Here is a 19,332-nt window from a genome sequence, read left to right on the forward strand (position 1 = left end):
ACGTCACCAGATCCGAGTGAAAACTATGGGATCCCAAGAGAGGGAACAACCCCTAGCCGAGCCCCTAGGGCCCCAAGCCGAAGCGGCCGTCACCAGCGGCAAGGGGGCATTGCGGCAAGGGGCTCGGGAACAGGGGTCAGGACCGGCCGAGTTCCTTGTTAATCAAGGCGAAGATTTCCTCGTCCGTCCCCGACTCGAGAACGTCCACGCCGTTATCGGCGGCCCTCTCCCCGGAAGCGCGTTCCGGGCCCGACCACTTGGCCAGCAGCGCCTGGAGCCGGACCACCACCTTGGCCCGGGTCATGTTATCGATGGCGGCTCGGGAAAGAGCGTCCTCCACGCTGTCCAACTCATCGAAGAGCGACCGCTCGGCGGATTGCATAGCCGGGAACATTTCCCCGACAAGCCACTGGGCGAGCGCCTCCACGGTGGGGTGGTCGAATACCAGGGTGGAGGGAAGCCGTAGTCCGGTGGCGGCGTTCAGCCGGTTGCGGAGTTCCACGGCGGTGAGCGAGTCGAAGCCGAGATCCTTGAACGCCCGCCCCGCGTCGATGAGCGCGGTGTCCGGGATGTTGAGAACGGCCGCCACTTCCGAGCGGAGGAAGTCCGCCAGGGCCCGGTGGCGTTCGGCCCCGGGCAGGGCGGCGAATCGCCGGGTGAGGTCGTCGGTGTCCTGGCGCGATACGGCCACGCGTCGGTTCGGCGTGCTGGTCACAAGCCCCTTGAGCAGGGTGGGTACGGAGTCCGCCCGCCCGCGCAATGCCTCACGGTCCAGCCGTGCCGGCACGACGACGGCCGAGGCATACCGCTCAGCCGCATCGAACAGCGCCAGCCCCTCCTCGGCCACCAACGCCACCAAACCCGAACGGGCCATCCGCCGCACATCGGCATCCCCCAGCCCACCGGCCATACCACCCCCCACCTGCTCCCACGGCCCCCAAGCAAGGGACTGAGCAGGCAACCCCTGACCCGCGCGATACTCAGCCAGAGCATCCAGATAACTGTTCGCCGCCGCGTAGTTCGCCTGACCAGGACCACCCAAGGTCCCGGACGCCGAGGAGAACAGCACGAACGCCGACAGATCCATCCCCCGCGTCAGCTCATGCAGATGCCACGCCGCGTCCGCCTTCGGACGCAACACCGTCTCCACCCGCTCAGGCGTCAGGGATTCCACCACCGCGTCATCCAGGACACCCGCCGCATGCACCACCACCGACAGATCCCCTATGTGCGCGATGACCTCCGCCAGCGCCTCACGATCCGCCACATCACACGCCACCACCGACACCTCAGCACCCAGAGCCGACAACTCGGCACACAACTCCTCCGCACCCTCAGCCGCCATACCCCGCCGACTGGTCAGCACCAAACGACGCACACCACGCGCCTCCACCAAATGCCGCGCCACCAACGCACCCAGGACGCCCGTGCCGCCTGTGATCAGGACCGTGCCCTGACCGTTGAGCAGGGCCGGAACCGTCAGCACCACCTTGCCCACATGCCGCGCCTGACCCATAAAACGGAACGCCTCACGCGCCCGCCGCACATCCCACACCGTCAACGGAAGCGGCCGCAGCACACCCTCCCGGAACAGAGACATCAGCTCGGACAGCATCTCCCCGATCCGCTCCGGACCCGCCTCAATCAGATCGAACGCCCGATACCCCGCCACCCCCTCCCGCACATCCGTCTTCCCCAGCTCCAGAAACCGACCACCCCCCGCCAACAACCCCAACGACACATCCACAAACTCACCCGCCAACGAATTCAGCACCACATCCACACCCCGACCCCCCGTAGCCGCAAGGAACCGCTCCCCGAACTCCAAATCCCGCGACGAAGCGATGCGCTCCGCATCCAGCCCCATCTCCCGCAGCACACCCCACTTCACCGGACTCGCCGTCGCCCACACCTCCGCACCCACATGCCGCGCCAACTGCACCGCCGCCATCCCCACCCCACCAGCAGCCGCATGCACCAACACCGACTCACCCGACCCCAACCCAGCCAGGTCGATAAGCCCGTAGTACGCGGTCAAGAACACCACCGGCACAGAAGCCGCCTCCGCGAACGACCACCCCTCCGGCATCCGCGCCACCATCCGGCAATCCGCCACCGCCACCGACCCAATCGACCCCGGAAACAACCCGAACACCCGGTCCCCCACACCCAGCCCCACCACATCAGGCCCCACACCCAACACCACACCCGCACCCTCACTACCCAGCCCCTCCTGACCCACCACCCCAAGCGTCAACAACACATCCCGGAAATTCACCCCCGCCGCACGCACCCCGACCCGCACCTGACCAGACCCCAACGACTCCTCGACGGCCGGGGAGCCGACGAGGGCCACACCGTCCAAGGTGCCCGCGACGGCCACCTCCAGCCGCCACGCCCGCTCCCCCTCCGGGATGGCCAGCGTGTCATCGGCCTGGGCCGGGACCAGCCGTGGAACGGCCACCTCGCCGTGACGAACGGCGAGCTGTGGCTCTCCCGACTCGACGGCCTTCGGGATCGCTCCGCACGACTCTTCGCTCCCGTCGACCTCCACGAGCACGAACCGGCCGGGGTGCTCGGACTGGGCGGACCGGACCAGGCCCTGAACGGCCGCCCCGACCATGCCTTCCCGGGTGACGATCACCAGGGTGGACGTCGCGCGTTCCTCGTCCGCGAGCCACGCCTGCAGCGTGGCCAGCGCCCAGGCGGTGGCGGTCCGGACCTGTGCCGTCGGCTCGCCCTCCGCCGGTGGTGGCGTCGTCAGTACGGCGTCCGGCGCCGTCGCACCCGAGGCGAGCGCGGCTCCGAAGGCGGGGATGTCCGGGTACGCAACGCTTCCCGGCACCTCGAAGAAGAGATCGCCGACGGTGGCCAACGACAGCGCCGATGAGGTACTCGGCTCGGGCCACGGCGTCCAGTCGAGCCGCAGCAGGGAATCGGCGCCGACGCTCGTCGGCGTCCGGAGGCTTTCCGCCGAGACGGCGCGCAGCACCAACGACTCGATCCGTGCGACGGGTTGGCCGCCCGCGTCGGCGAGCTCCACGGACACCGTATCGGGTCCGGTCTGGGCCAGGCGCACCCGTACGGAGGTCGCGCCGGTCGCGTGGAGCGACACTCCGCGCCACGAGAAGGGCAGACGGGTCGCGTCGTCATCGGCCAACGCGGTGAAGCCCATCGAGTGCAGGGCGGCATCGAGCAGCGCGGGGTGCAGACCGAATCCCCCCACGTCGGTGCCGGGGGGCAGTTCGACCTCGGCGTAGATCTCCTCCCCCAGCCGCCACGCCGCCCGCAACCCCCGGAACACCGGCCCATAGCCATACCCCAGACCGGCCAACCGCTCATACAACCCATCCACCACCACCGACTCCGCACCCTCCGGCGGCCACACCCCCACACCCACCGACCCAGCCACCCCAACAGCCCTCAACACACCCGACGCATGACGCACCCACGGCACCCCCGACGACACACCCTCCCCACACGAGAACACCTCCACCGACCGCGCCCCCACCTCATCAGCACCACCCACCACCACCTGCAAACGCACCCCACCCCCATCAGGCACCACCAACGGCGCCTCCAACGTCAACTCCTCCACTCGACCACACCCCACCTCGTCACCAGCACGCAACGCCAACTCCACACACGCCGCCCCCGGCAACAGAACCCGGTCCAGTACCACGTGATCGGCGACCCAAGGCTGTGTGTGCCGGGACACCCGGCCGGTCAGCACCACCGCGGAGCTGTCGGCCAGCGGGACCGCGGCGGCCAGCAGGGGGTGGTCGGCCGGGCTGAGCCCGGCCGATGCGGTGTCGGCTCCGGAGGACGGCTCCAGCCAGAACCGGGTCCGCTGGAACGGGTACGTCGGCAGGTCCACCGGCTGTACGCGGGGCCCTCCCAGCACGGCGCACCAGTCCACGGGGACGCCGCGAACGTAGGCGCGGGCCACGGCAGCCAACAGCGACTCGGGTTCAGGCCGGTCGCGGCGCAGCACGGGAACGCTCACCCCGGCCCCGGACACACCGTCCTGGACCATCCCCGACAACGTCCCATCCGGACCCAACTCCACGAACGTGGCCACACCCTCAGCCTCCAGAGCACGCACACCATCGTGGAACCGCACCGCCTCACGTACGTGCCGGACCCAGTACTCCGCACCCCCCGGAACACCCACCCGACCCGACACATTCAGCACCAACGGAATCCTCGGCACCCCATACTCCACCGACTCCGCCACCCGCCGGAAATCCTCCAGCACCCCCTCCATCAGGCACGAATGAAACGCATGCGAAACCCGCAACCGACGCACCCGCCGACCCCGCGCCTCCCACTCGGCCGCCACCACCTCCACCACCGACGCCACACCCGACACCACCGTGGACACCGGACCATTGACCGCCGCCACATCCACACCCTCCGGCAAGCCCTCCAACACCTCCGCCTCAGACGCCTCCACCGCCACCATCGCCCCACCCGACGGCAACCCCTGCATCAACCGACCCCGCGCCTCCACCAACCCACACGCATCCCCCAACGAAAACACCCCCGCCACATACGCCGCCGCCAACTCACCCACCGAATGCCCCAACACCACATCCGGCACCACACCCCACGACTCCACCAACCGGAACAACGCCACCTCAACCGCAAACAACGCAGGCTGAGCAAACTCCGTACGATCCAGAACCCCCTGATCCCCGCCGAACACCACATCCCTCACCGGCAACGAAAACCCCGCACACACCTCATCAAACGCCTCCGCGAACACCGGATACACCTCATACAACCCCCGCCCCATCCCCACCCGCTGCGACCCCTGACCCGCGAAGAGAAACGCCACCGGACCCGTCGTAGCGACACCCTCGACAACCAGCGGCGACGACTCCCCACGAGCCAACACCCCCAGCCCGTCCAACAACCCCTCCCTGCCAACCCCCAACACCACCGCACGCCGCTCCAACGCCGCACGCGAGGTCACCAGGGACACCGCCGTCTCCACCGGACCCAGCTCGGGACGTTCCGCGGCGAACGCCGCCAGCCGCTCGGCGTATGCCCGTAGCGCCCGCTCGCCGACCGCCGACAGAACCCACGGAAGGACCGGCGGCAGCGGCGCGAGGGCGCCGGACTTCGCCTCCTCCGTGGCATCCGCCTCCCCCGTGGCATCCGCCTCCTCCGGGTCCGCATCCTCCAGGATGACGTGGGCGTTGGTACCGCTGACGCCGAACGAGGACACCCCGGCCCGGCGAGGGTGTCCGGCTGGCCGGGGCCAGTCCACGGGGTCCGTCAGCAGGGACACCGCGCCGGAGGACCAGTCCACCTGCGGGGACGGCTCGTCCACGTGCAGCGTGCGCGGCAGCACCCCGTGCCGCATCGCCATCACCATCTTGATCACACCCGCCACACCCGCCGCCGCCGCGGTGTGCCCGATGTTGGACTTCAACGACCCCAACCACAGCGGCCGGTCGGCCGCACGCCCCTGCCCGTACGTCGCCAACAGCGCCTGCGCCTCGATCGGATCGCCGAGCCGGGTGCCCGTGCCGTGCGCCTCGACCGCGTCCACCTCGCCGGGCTCCAGCCCCGCCGCGGCCAGCGCCTGGCGGATCACCCGCTGCTGCGAGGGGCCGTTGGGCGCGCTCAGGCCGTTGCTGGCACCATCCTGGTTGACCGCCGTACCCCGGACGACCGCGAGCACCCGGTGCCCGTTCCGGCGCGCGTCGGACAACCGTTCCAGGAGCAGGACGCCGACGCCTTCGCCCCAGGCCGTGCCGTCGGCCGCGGCGGCGAACGACTTGCAGCGACCGTCGGGCGCCAGCCCGCGCTGGCGGCTGAACTCCACGAAGGCGACGGGGTTGACGACCACCGCGACACCGCCGACGACGGCCAGCGAGCTCTCGCCCTGCCGCAGCGACTGGCAGGCCAGGTGGAGCGCCACCAGGGACGACGAGCACGCCGTGTCCACCGTGACCGCCGGTCCTTCGAGACCCAGCGCGTACGCCACCCGTCCTGAGACGACGGCCGTGGCGCCCCCGGTCAGGTAGTAGCCCTCGGCGCCCTCGGCGGCCTGCCGCGCACCGGCCCCGTAACCCTGCGCGGACGCTCCGACGAACACACCGGTCGGAGTGGCCCGCAGCGACGTGGGATCGATGCCCGCCCGCTCGAACACCTCCCAGGAGGCCTCCAGCATCAGCCGCTGCTGCGGGTCCATCGCCAGTGCCTCACGCGGGGAGATGCCGAACAAGGTGGGGTCGAATTCCCCGATGTCCGGGATGAAGGCGCCCTCGCGGACGTATGACGTCCCGGGCCGGTCCGGCTCGGGGTCGTACAGCGCGTCGAGGTCCCATCCCCGGTCCGTGGGGAAGGGCGAGACCGTGTCGACCCCATCGGCCACCACCCGCCACAGCTCCTCCGGTGACTCGGCGCCACCGGGGTAGCGGCAGCTCATCGCCACGATCGCGATGGGGTCGTCGGACGTCACCGGAACCGTCGCCCCGGTCGGCCCCCGCCCCGGCTCCGTGGCGTCGTCGCCCAGGATCTCGTGGCGGAGGAAGTCCGCCAGCGCGGCCACGGTGGGATGGTCGTAGACCAGGGTCGCGGGCAGCGGCAGACCGCTGGCCTCACTCAGCCGATTGCGCAGCCGCACGGCGGTCAGCGAGTCGAGGCCCAGCTCCCGGAAGGCGCGTCCGACCGGTATCGCACCGGCCTCCGCGTATCCCAGGACGGCAGCGGCCTGTTCGCGTACGAGCGACACCAGCAGATCGGTCCGGCCGGACCGCGAGAGCGCGGCGAGCCGTTGGCGCAGCTCCGGTTCCGCGCCGCTTTCGACGGCCGTGGACGTGGCCGTGGACGCTTCGAGCAGCAGCCGCCGCACCTCGGGGAGTTCTCCGATGAGGGGACGGGGGCGGGCCGAGGTGAAGAGGGGGACGAACCGGGCCCAGTCCACGTCCGCCACGGTCACGGTCGTCTCGTCGTGGTCCAGTGCCTGGCCGAGAGCGGTGATCGCCAGGTCGGGGTCCATGGGCCGCAGACCGCGCAGCCGCAGATAGGCGTCGGCGCCGGCGTCGGCCGCCATGCCGGAGCCGTCCCAGGAACCCCAGGCGACCGAGGTGGCGGTTCCGCCGCGGTCGCGCCGCCGCTGGGCGAGGGCGTCGAGGAAGGCGTTCGCCGCGGCGTAGGCGCCCTGGTTCCCGCTGCCCCACACCCCCGCGTTGGACGAGAAGAGAACGAAGGCGTCGAGTTGGTCCGGGGGGAGCGACGCGTCGAGGAGTGCGGCGCCGGCCGCCTTGGCGCCGAGCACCTGGGCGCACTCGCCCGGTGTGGTGTCAAGGAGCGGTGTGAGCTGGCCCACCCCCGCGGTGTGGACGACGGCGTTCGGCGGATGCTCGGCCAGGAGCGCGGTGAGCGCGTCCCGGTCGGTGACGTCGCACGCGACGATCGTCACCTCGGCACCGAGCGCCGTCAGTTCGTCCCTCAGCCGGTCGGCGCCGGGCGCGTCGGGTCCGCGCCTGCCCGTCAGTACCAGGTGGTCCGCGCCCTTGCGGGCGAGCCACCGCGCCACGCCGGCGCCGAGCGCGCCGGTGCCGCCGGTCACCAGGACGGTGCCGCGCGGACGCCAGGGCGAGGGAGCCGATGCGGAGGCCGACGCCGCGCGCACCATCCTGCGGACGTACGTACCCGAGGGCCGTACGGCGATCTGGTCCTCGTCACCGGCCGCGGCCAGGATGTCGGAGAGCCTCTGCCGAGCCCCGGCGTCCAGCGGCTCCGCGGGCAGGTCCAGCAGCCCGCCCCAGCGCTCGGGGTGCTCCAGACCGGCCACCCTGCCGAGCCCCCAGACCTGCGCCTGTACGGGGCTGAGCAGCCGGTCGGAGCGCTGCGCCGCGACCGCGCCCCGGGTGGCGAGCCACAGTGGCGCGTGGCGCCCGTCGAGCGCCTGGACCAGGGCGAGGGTGGCGGCGAGGCCGCGCGGCACCGCCGGGTGGTCGGGGTGCGGTGCCTCGTCCAGGGCCAGCAGCGACAGAACGCCCGACAGGGGCGCCGGCCGCTGGTCGACGGCGTCCGCCACGGCCCCCACCAGCGCGGTGCGATCGACGTCCGCGCAGGACACCAGGAGGGGGACGACGAGGGCGCCGGAGTCGGCCAGGGCGGAGGACACGTCGCTCACCAGGGGGTCGTCGGCGTGCGTTTCCGGGACGGCGAGCAGCCAGCTGCCGGAGAGGCGGCCGGTGGGCGGGGCCGAGAGCGGCCGCCAGGTGATCCGGTAGCGCCATGAGTCGATGAGCGACCGGTCGCGTGCGGTACGACGCCAGGTGGCCAGGGCGGGCAGCAGCTCCCCGACCAGCTCCCCGTCCGCGTCGAGGGTCAGCGCCAGCTCGGTCACGTCGGCCCGTTCGACCGCGTCCCAGAAGCGCGTCTCGGCCTCATGGGCCCGGAGGGGCTCGGCCTCGTCAGGGGACGCGTGGGTGTCGAGCCAGTAGCGCTGCCGCTGGAAGGCATACGTCGGCAACTCGACCCGCCGCGCACCCCCGAACAACGAGGACCAGTCCACCGCCACACCATGGACATACGCCTCCCCCACAGACCGCAAAAACCGGTCCAACCCGCCATCGTCACGACGCAGCGACCCCAAAACCACAGCCCCCGCACCCGCCGCGTCAATGCTCTCCTGCACCCCGACCGCGAGCACCGGATGCGCACTGGCCTCAATAAACACATCGAAACCCTGCGCCAACAACACCTCGGTCGCGGTCGCGAAACGCACCGTCTCCCGCAAATTCCGATACCAGTACTCCGCATCCAACTGCTCGGTATCGATCCAGTCACCCGTCACCGTGGAGAAGAACGGCACCCGGGACCGCACCGGAGCAATCCCGCCCAACTCCTCCAACAACCGCTCCCGCAACACCTCCACACCCACCGAATGCGACGCGTAATCCACCTCAACCCGCCGCGCCCGCACCCCCTCCACCCCACACACCCCAACAAACTCATCCAACGCCTCCCCATCACCCGACACCACAACCGACGAAGGCCCATTGACAGCCGCCACCCCCACCCGGCCATCCCACCGCTCCAACAGCACACCAACCTCATCAGCGGAAACCGCCACCGACACCATGCCCCCACCACCCGCCAACACCCTCAACGCCCGACTCCGCAAAGCCACCACACGCGCCCCGTCCTCCAACGACAACGCACCCGCCACACACGCCGCCGCAATCTCCCCCTGCGAATGCCCCACCACCGCACCCGGCACCACACCAAAGGACTCCCACAACGCCCCCAACGACACCATCACCGCCCACAACACCGGCTGCACCACATCCACCCGCCCCAACGCCACCCCATCCCCCAACACCCCCACCAACGACCAATCCACATACACCGACAAAGCCCGCTCACACTCCGCCATCCGCCCCGCAAACACCGGAGAAACCCCCAACAACTCCACCGCCATCCCCACCCACTGCGACCCCTGCCCCGGAAACACCACCACCGACTTCCCCACACCCGAACCCCCACCAGCAACCAACCCCGGAGCCGAAACCCCCTCGGCCAACGCCACCAAACCAGCACGAAGCCCCCCGACACCATCCCCCACCACCACCGCCCGATCCGGCAACGCCGCCCGCGACGCCGCGAGGGACAGCCCCACATCGGCCGGACACAGATCCGTACGGCCCTCCGTGAACGACACCAGACGCCCCGCCTGCTCACGCAGCGCCCGTTCACCCCGAGCCGACAGCGGCCAGACAACCGGCCCTACCGCGGGTTCGGTCGTGGCCTCCTCGGCCTCGACGTGTTCGAAGATCACATGGGCGTTGGTCCCGCTCATGCCGAACGAGGAGACCCCGGCCCGGCGCGGACGGCCGTCCACCTCCGGCCACTCCCGAGCCTCCGTCAACAGCGACACCCCACCCGACGACCAGTCCACATGCGGCGACGGCTCATCCACATGCAACGTGCGCGGCAACACCCCGTGGCGCATCGCCATCACCATCTTGATGACGCCACCGACACCCGCCGCGGCCGCGCTGTGCCCGATGTTCGACTTCAACGACCCCAGCCACAGCGGACGATCAGCCGGGCGCCCGCGCCCGTACACCGCCTGCAGCGCCTCCGCCTCGATGGGGTCGCCCAGCACCGTGCCCGTGCCGTGCCCCTCCACCGCGTCCACCTCGTCCGGCGACAGCCCGGCGTTCCCCAGTGCCTGCCGGATCACCCGCTGCTGCGACGGCCCGTTCGGCGCCGTCAGCCCGTTGCTCGCCCCGTCCTGGTTCACCGCGCTGCCCCGCACCACCGCCAGTACCGGAAGCCCACGCCGCCGCGCCTCCGACAGCCGCGTCAGCAGCAGTACGCCCACCCCCTCCGCCCATCCCGTCCCGTCCGCGCCCGCCGCGTACGCCTTGCACCGTCCGTCGGCGGACAGCCCCCGCTGCCTGCTGAATTCGATGAACGGTCCCGGGCCGGACAGGATCGTCGCTCCGCCCGCGAGCGCCATCGAGCACTCGCCCTTGCGCAGGCTGTGGCAGGCGAGGTGAAGGGCGACCAGGGACGAGGAGCAGGCCGTGTCCACGGTCACCGCGGGGCCCTCCAGTCCGAGGGTGTAGGCCACCCGCCCGGAGGCGACGCTCGCGGCGGTGCCGGTCAGCAGATGGCCTTCCAGTTCCCCGGGCGCGGACCGGGCGCGGGGGCTGTAGTCCTGGCCGTTCGTACCGGCGTAGACGCCGATCGTGTCGCCGCGTACCGAGGTGGGGGCGATCCCGGCGCGTTCGAAGACCTCCCAGGACGTCTCCAGCAGCAGCCGCTGCTGCGGGTCCATCGCCAGCGCCTCACGCGGACTGATCCCGAAGAACTCCGCGTCGAACTCCCCCGCGTCATGGACGAACCCGCCCTGGGTGACATAGGACGTGCCCGGCTCGTCCGGATCGGTGGAGTGGAGCGCGTCCAGATCCCAGCCACGGTCGGCCGGGAAGTCCGATACCGCGTCCACCTGGTCGTGGACGAGCCGCCACAGGTCCTCCGGTGAGCGGACCCCGCCGGGGTAGCGGCACGCCATGGCCACGATCGCGACCGGCTCGGCCTCGGCGGTTTCGACCTCCTGCAGCCGCTGCCGGGTCTTCCGCAGTTCGGCGGTCATCCACTTGAGGTGGTCCAGGAGCTCTTCTTCGTTGGCCATTCGGTACGCAACTCCTCGGATCGGGCCGTCGGCCGTGGTTCCCCGGCCGGGTCAGGCTTTGCCGAACTCCTGGTGGATGAGGTCGAACAGGTCGTCCGCGGTGGCCCCGTCCAGTTCCTCGTCCCGCGCGTGGTCGTCGTCGGTGTCCCGGGCCGGTCCGGGCCGTGCCGCCGAGGGGCCGGTGCGGTCCGGGAGGAGCGCGGACAGGCGTTCCCGGACGGTGGTGTGGGCGGGGTCGTCGGCGGGGAGCACCGCCAGCGCGGACTCCAGCTCCTGGAGCGTGCGCAACGCCCGCCCACCGGAGCCGGAGCCGGAGCCGGAGTCGGGCCCGGAGCCGGAGTCGAGGATCTCCGTCCGCAGATGGCGGGCGATGCTCTCCGGGGTGGGGTGGTCGAAGGCGAGCGCGGCGGGCAGTCGCAGACCGGTGGCCGCGACCAGCCGGTTGCGGAAGTCGACGGCGGTCAGCGAGTCGAAGCCCAGGTCGCGGAAGGCCCGGTCCGGATCGACGGTACGGGCCGAGGGGTGGCCCAGAGCCGCCGCGGCGTGCTCGCGCACCAGGTCCAGCACCAGTTGGTCCCGCTCCGGCTCGGGCGCGCGGGCCAGTCGTTCGGCCAGCGTGGGCCCGGACGGGTCCGGGGCGACGGCCACCGTTTCCTCCGCCGTCCGCCGCACCTCCGCCAGGTCGCCGATCAGCGGGCTCGGGCGCAGCGCGGTGAAGCCCGGGGCGAACCGCTCCCAGTCCACATCGGCCACGACCACACAGGCCGGGCCGCCCGGCGCGTCCCACAGGGCGTCCACCGCGAGCCGGGGGCTGAGGGTCCGCAGACCGCGGCGGCGCAGGTGGTCCTCCGCCGCGGCGGCCATTCCGCCCTCGGCCCAGGGCCCCCAGGCCACCGAGGTGGCGCACCGGCCACGGTCCCGGCGCTGCTCGGCCAGCGCGTCGAGGAAGGCGTTGGCCGCCGCGTAAGCGCCCTGTCCACCGCTGCCCCAGACGGCGGCGATGGACGAGAACAGGACGAAGGCGTCGAGGGGTTCGTCGGCGAACAGCTCGTCCAGGTGCACCGCACCGGTGGCCTTGGCGGACACCACCGCGTCGTAGTCGCCGAGGTCGGTGCGTACGTCCGGCATCTCGGGCGCTCCGGCGGCGTGGACGACGGCGGTGACCGGCGGGCCGGCGTCGCGGAGCCCGTCGACGAGGGCGGCCAGGGCGTTCCGGTCGGTGACGTCGCAGGCGGCCATGGTGACCGCCGCGCCCAGGCCGGTCAGTTCGCCCTCCAGGGCGGCGGCACCCGGCGCCGACCGGCCTCGGCGGCTGACGAGCACCAGGTGCTCGGCGCCCTCACGGGCCAGGGCGCGGGCGACGTGTGCGCCCAGGGTGCCGGTGCCGCCAGTGATCAGTACGGTGCCTCGTGGCCGCCACCGAGGTGTCCGGGGGGCCTGTCCGTCACGGACCAGCCTGCGGCCGAACAGCCCGGCGGGCCGCACCGCCAGCTGGTCCTCGTCCTGTCCGCCCGTCAGCGCCGTGGCGAACCACTCCCGTGTGCGGTGGTCCCACGTGTCGGGGAGATCGATGAGCCCGCCCCACAGCTCGGGGTGTTCGAGGGCCATCACCCGTCCCAGGCCCCACAGCTCGCCCTGCGGGGCGCTGGTGAGCGGGTCGCCGGGGCCGGTCGAGACCGCGCCGCGGGTCGCACACCACAGGGGTGCGGTGAGGTTGCGGCCGATCTCCGTCTCCAGCAGGGCGAGGGTGTGCCGGAGACCTGGGGGGACGGCCGGTTCCCCGTCGTCCGGGGCGTCGTCCAGGGCGAGCAGGGACAGCACACCGGTCACCCCGGGAGGCGCGGCGGCCAGCCCCTCGGCGAGGCTCGTCCGGTCGCTCACCAGGACGGTCCGGGTGCGGGCGCCGCGTTCGTCCAGCGCCCGCTGCGCCCCTTCGGCGGCCGGGTGGGCCACGAGCGCGGCGGGCACGAGGATGAGCCAGGTGGCGGCGGACGCGGCGGCGGGCTGGAGGTCGAGGGGTTTCCAGGTGACGCGGTAGCGGCGGCGGTCCGCCTCGGCCCGTTCCCGCCGGCCGCGCCGCCAGGCGGAGAGGGCGGGCAGGACGGCGCTCCACGGCTGCTCGTCGGCCACCTCCAGCATCGTGCCCAGCGCCTGGTGGTCGGCGCGCTCCACGGCGTCCCAGAAGGGCGCGTCCACGGTGTCGTTGAGGGTCCGCCCCGGGTCCGTGGCCGGGGTCGTGGCCGGGTCCAGCCAGTAGCGGCGGCCCCGGAAGGTGTACGCGGGAAGGTCCACCCGCCGGGCCCCGGTGTCCTCGAACACCGCCGGCCAGGCGATCCGGCGCCCTCTGACGTGGGCGGTGCCGAGCGCCGCCCACAGGCTCTCGGCCTCGGGGCGGCCGGTGCGCAGGGCGGGCACCAGCGCCACGTCGCAGCCCGGCGGCAGGCAGTCCTGGCCCATGGCGCTGAGCACACCGTCCGGGCCGATTTCGATGAACGTACGGACGTCCTGGTCCGCCAGGTACCGCATGCCGTCCAGGAAGCGCACGGTGTGGCGGACGTGCCGCACCCAGTACTCGGGCGTGCCGATCTCCTCCGGGCTGGCGGGGCGGCCGGTGAGGTCGGACACCACGGGGATCCGGGGCGTTTCGTACCTCACGGTCTCCGCCACCCGCCGGAAGTCGTCGAGCACGGGGTCCATGAGCGGTGAGTGGAAGGCGTGCCCGGTCCGCAGCCGCTTCGCCTTCCGGCCCCGGTCCGTCCAGTGGGCGGCGAGCCGTGCGATGTCCTCGTCCGCGCCGGAGAGCACGACGGACGTCGGCCCGTTCACGGCCGCGACACCGACCCCGTCGGGCAGGGACTCCAGGACCTCGGCCTCGGACGCCCGCACCGCCACCATCGCCCCGCCCGGGGGGAGCGCCTGCATCAGCCGGCCGCGCGCCGCCACCAGCCGGCACGCGTCCTCCAGGGAGAACACGCCCGCGACATGCGCGGCGGCCAGCTCGCCCAGCGAATGCCCCAGCAGCGCGTCGGGCCGTACGCCCCACCGCTCCAGCAGCCGGAACAGCGCCACCTCCACCGCGAACAGGGCGGGCTGGGCGGTCGCGGTCCGGTCCAGCGCGGCCGCGTCGTCGCCGAAGACCGTGCACCGCAGCGGCAGGTCCATGTGCTCGCACACCGCGTCGAACGCCGCCGCGAACACCGGGTAGGTCTCGTACAGCTCCCGTCCCATACCGGGGCGCTGCGCGCCTTGTCCCGTGAACAGGAAGGCCACCTTGCCGTCCTTCGCGGTGCCCTCGACGACGCCCGGCGAGGGGGTCCCGTCCAGCAGCGTGTCCAGACCGCGGAGCAGTTCCGTACGGTCGGCCCCGATCACCACGGCCTGATGGGCGAGTGCGGCGCGCGAGGTGGCCAGGGAGAACGCCACGTCGCGGGGGTGGTCGTGGCGTCCCGGTCCCTGGAGGTGGGCCCGGAGTCCGCGGGCCTGTGTGCGCAGCGCGTCCGGGCCGGAGGCGGCAAGGAGCCAGGGGACGACCCCGGGGCGGGGCCGGGGAGTCTCGGGCGCGTCAGAGGTCTCGGGCGCGTCGGGCCCGTCGGCGGCGTCGGGCGCGTCAGAGGTCTCGGGCACGTCGGAGGCGTCGGGCACGTCGGCGGCGGGGTCGGACGCGTCGGAAACGTCGGTCGCGTCGGAGGCGGGGTCCGGGGTGTGTTCGATGATCACATGGGCGTTGGTGCCGCTCATTCCGAACGAGGAGATGCCGGCCCGGCGCGGACGGCCGTCCACCTCCGGCCACTCCCGAGCCTCCGTCAACAGCGACACCCCACCCGACGACCAGTCCACATGCGGCGACGGCTCATCCACATGCAACGTGCGCGGCAACACCCCGTGCCGCATCGCCATCACCATCTTGATCACACCCGCCACACCCGCCGCCGCCTGCGCATGCCCAATATTCGACTTCAACGACCCCAACCACAACGGCCGATCAACCGCACGCCCCTGCCCATACGTCGCCAACAACGCCTGCGCCTCGATCGGATCACCCAGCGACGTCCCCGTCCCATGCCCCTCCACCACATCGACATCACCCGACGACAACCCCGCACCCACCAACGCCTGCCGGATCACCCGCTGCTGCGACGGACCATTCGGCGCCGTCAAACCATTCGACGCACCATCCTGATTCACCGCACTACCCCGCACCACCGCCAACACCCGAAGCCCACGCCGCCGCGCCTCCGACAACCGCGTCACCAACAACACACCCACACCCTCCGCCCACCCCGTACCGTCCGCCGACGCCGAGAACGCCTTGCACCGCCCATCGGCAGCCAACCCCCGCTGCCTGCTGAACTCCACGAAGCCCCCGGGCGTGGACATCACGGCGACGCCGCCGACCAGCGCCTGGGCGCACTCCCCCGCGGCGAGGGCCGTCGCCGCCAGGTGCAGGGCCACCAGCGACGACGAGCAGGCGGTGTCCACCGTCAGCGCCGGGCCCTCGAGGCCGAAGGTGTAGGAGATGCGTCCGGCGAGCACGCCCGCCGCGTTGCCGGTGAGCAGATGCCCTTCCAGCTCCCGCGCCGCGGGCCCGGCCAGGGAGAGGTAGTCCTGTCCGCTGGTGCCGATGAACACGCCGGTCGTCCGGTCCCGGAGGGACGTGGGGTCCACACCGGCCCGTTCGGCGGCCTCCCAGGAGACCTCCAGCAACTGCCGCTGCTGGGGGTCCATGGCCAGCGCTTCCCGCGGCGAGATGCCGAAGAAGTCCGCGTCGAACCGGGTGGCGTCGTCCAGGAAGCCGCCGTGGCGGACGTACGACGTCCCCGGCCGGTCCGGATCGGGGTCGTACAGCCGCTCCAGGTCCCACCCCCGGTCGGCCGGGAACGGGGCGACGGCGTCACCGCCGCGGTCCACCAGTTCCCACAGGTCCTCCGGCGACCGTACGCCGCCGGGCAGTCGGCAGGCCATCCCGACGATCGCGACGGGCTCCTCCGAGCGCGCTCCGGTCACCGTGAGGGCGTCGTCGACGGCGTCGTCCGCCCCGCCGAGGAGCTCGGCCCTCAGCTGCCGGGCGAGGGCGTGCGGGGTGGGGTGGTCGAACGCGAGCGTGGGCGGCAGCTCCAGGCCGGTCGCCGCGTTCAGCCGGTTCCGCAGCTCGACCGCGGTGACGGAGTCGAAGCCCAGGTCCCTGAAGGCGCGTTCGGCACCGACTGCGGCCGGGGATCCGTGGCCCAGCACGGTGGCCACCTGGAGCCGCACCAGGTCCAGCAGCCCACGCTCCTGTTCGGCCTCCGGCCGCCCCGCGAGCCGCTCCCGCAGCGGGGACTCCCCCGTGGCGACGGCCGGGGGCGGGGCGGCGGGCGCCACCTCGGGCATGGTCGTCCCGGTGTCCAGCCAGTAGCGGGTGCGCTGGAAGGCGTAGGTCGGCAGGTCCACCCGCCGGGCCCCGGTGCCGTCGAACACCGCTTCCCAGTCGGGGCCGACGCCCCTGATGTGCAGCCGGCCGAGCGCCGTCGTCAGCGCTTGGGCGTCCGGCCGGTTCGTGCGGAGCGCCGGTATGAACGCGATGTCCGCACCGCCGGTCGGGCACTGGTCCCCCAGGGCGCCCAGGGTGCCGTCCGGGCCCAGCTCCAGGAAGGTCCGCACGCCCTGGTCCACCAGCCACCGGACACCGTCGGCGAACCGTACGGTGCCGCGGACGTGCCGCACCCAGTAGTCGGGGGAGCCGATCTCCTCGGCGTCGGCGGCCGTGCCGGTGAGGTTGGAGACGACGGGGATTCGCGGCGGGTGGAAGGCCACGGTCTCCGCGACCGCGCGGAACTCCGCCAGCATGGCGTCCATGTGCCGCGAGTGGAAGGCGCGGTCCACCCGCAGCCGCGTCGCCTTGCGCCCTTCGGCGGTCCAGGACCGGGCGAGTTCCCCGACCGCGTCCTCGTCCCCCGAGACCACCGTGGACGACGGGCTGTTGACCGCGGCGATGTCCACCCGGTCCGCCAGACCGTTCAGCGCGGCACGCACCTCGGCCTCCCCTGCCCGCAGCGCGACCATGGCCCCGCCGGGGGGCAGCTCCCCCATCAGCCGGCCGCGGGCGGCCACCAGGCGGCACGCGTCCGCCAGCGAGAACACGCCCGCCAGATGTGCCGCCGTCAGTTCGCCCACCGAGTGCCCGAGCAGCCGGGTGGGGTGCACCCCCCGCCGCTCCAGGGACCGGAACAGCGCCACCTCCAGTGCGAACAGCGCGGCCTGGGTGTACGCGGTGTGGTCCAGCGGCTCGGGGTCGTCGCCGAACACCACCTCCGCGAGGGGACGTTCGAGGTGTGCGGCGAAATGCCCGCCCACTTCGTCGAAGGCGGCGGCGAAGACCGGGTCGTCCCGGTGCAGCTCCCGGCCCATGCCCAGGCGCTGGGACCCCTGGCCGGACAGGAGGAAGGCGAGCTCGCCGGGGGCCTTGGCGCCCTGGACGAGCTGGGGTGCGGGCCGGTCGTCGGCCAGGGCGGTGAGCCCGTCGCGCAGCTCGGCGGTGGTCGCGCCGGTCACCACGGCCCGGTGTTCGCGGACGGCGCGGGTGGTGGCCAGCGAGAACCCCACGTCGAGCGGGCGGGGCGCGGTGTCCCCGGACATCGCGGTCAGCAGGCTCCGGGCCTGTGCCCGCAGGGCGTCCGGGGTGTCGCCGGAGACCACCCAGGGCACCGCGGCGAGGGTGGCCGACGGCTCCTCGGGTGCGGTGGTCGGCCGGCCGGCCGGGGCTTCCTCCACGATGACGTGCGCGTTGGTGCCACTGATACCGAAGGACGACACGGCGGCCCGGCGCGGGCGGCCGTCCGCCCGGGGCCACTCGCGGGCCTCCGTCAGCAGCGACATCGCACCGGAGGACCAGTCCACATGCGGTGTCGGCTCGTCCACGTGCAGCGTCTTCGGCAGCACCCCGTGGCGCATCGCCATGACCATCTTGATGACGCCACCGACACCGGCGGCGGCCTGCGCATGACCGATGTTGGACTTCAGCGACCCCAGCCCCAGGGGCCGGTCGGCCGCACGCCCCTGCCCGTACGTCGCCAGCAGCGCCTGCGCCTCGATCGGATCGCCCAGCGTCGTCCCGGTGCCGTGCGCCTCCACCGCGTCCACCTCGTCGGCGGACAGTCCGGCACTCTCCAGGGCCTGCTGGATCACCCGCTGCTGGGAGGGGCCGTTGGGCGCCGTGAGCCCGTTGCTCGCACCGTCCTGGTTCACGGCGCTGCCCCGCACCACGGCCAGCACGGGGTGACCGAGCCGTAGGGCATCGGACAGCCGCTCGATCAGCAGCACCCCGGCCCCCTCGGACCAGCCGGTGCCGTCGGCGCCGGCCGCGAACGCCCGGCACCGCCCGTCGGGGGACAGCGCCCGCTGGCGGCTGAACTCCACGAAACCGGCCGGTGTGGACATCACCGTCACCCCGCCGGCCAGCGCCATCGAGCACTCGCCGCGCCGCAGCGCCTGGCCGGCCAGGTGCAGCGCCACCAGCGAGGACGAGCACGCGGTGTCCACCGTGATGGCCGGGCCCACGAGCCCGAAGGTGTAGGCCAGCCGGCCGGACGCGACGCTCGCCGCGCTGCCGTTGCCCAGATACGCCTCGAACTCCTCCGGGACCACCCGGAGCCGGGAGGCGTAGTCGTTGTACATGACTCCGGTGAACACTCCGGTGTCGCTGCCCCGCAGCCGCGCGGGGTCGATCCCGGCGTGTTCGAACGCCTCCCAGGACGTCTCCAGCAGCAGCCGCTGCTGCGGATCGATGGCCAGGGCCTCCCGGGGCGAGATCCCGAAGAACCCCGGGTCGAAGTCGGCGGCGTCGTGCAGGAAGCCGCCGTGGCGGACGTACGACGTCCCCGGCCGGTCCGGATCCGGGTCGTACAGCGAGTCCACGTCCCAGCCACGGTCCGACGGGAAGTCCGATACGGCGTCGACGCCGTCGCGCACCAGCTCCCACAGCGCCTCCGGCGACCGCACCCCGCCGGGGAAGCGGCAGCCGATGCCGATGACCGCGATGGGCTCGTGCTCCCGCTCCTCGTACTGGCGCAGTCGGCGGTTGGCCTTCTTCAGATCGGCGGTCACCCGCCTGAGATAGTCGCGCAGCTTCTCTTCGTTGGACAGCGGCTTCTCTTCGTTGGACATCTGACATCACCCCTGCG

At 72.5% G+C, this 19,332-nt stretch carries 2 protein-coding genes; both read right to left on the minus strand.

All coding sequences use genetic code 11. The annotated features are described in order from the left end of the window. Positions 1–136: 136 nt before the first annotated feature. Positions 137–11,173 carry a type I polyketide synthase gene (locus tag LIV37_RS21840; RefSeq protein ID WP_121824652.1) on the minus strand — a complete coding sequence of 3,679 codons (11,037 nt, stop codon included), beginning with the start codon at positions 11,171–11,173 and terminating at the stop codon, positions 137–139. A gap of 51 nt (positions 11,174–11,224) precedes the next feature. Next, the gene (locus tag LIV37_RS21845; RefSeq protein ID WP_121824651.1) at positions 11,225–19,315 is read right to left on the minus strand and encodes a type I polyketide synthase; all 8,091 of its coding nucleotides are present in this window, start codon (positions 19,313–19,315) and stop codon (positions 11,225–11,227) included. Positions 19,316–19,332: the final 17 nt, after the last annotated feature.

Origin of the sequence: Streptomyces rapamycinicus NRRL 5491 (genome assembly GCF_024298965.1) — a bacterium.
Taxonomy (GTDB): Bacteria; Actinomycetota; Actinomycetes; order Streptomycetales; family Streptomycetaceae; genus Streptomyces; species Streptomyces rapamycinicus.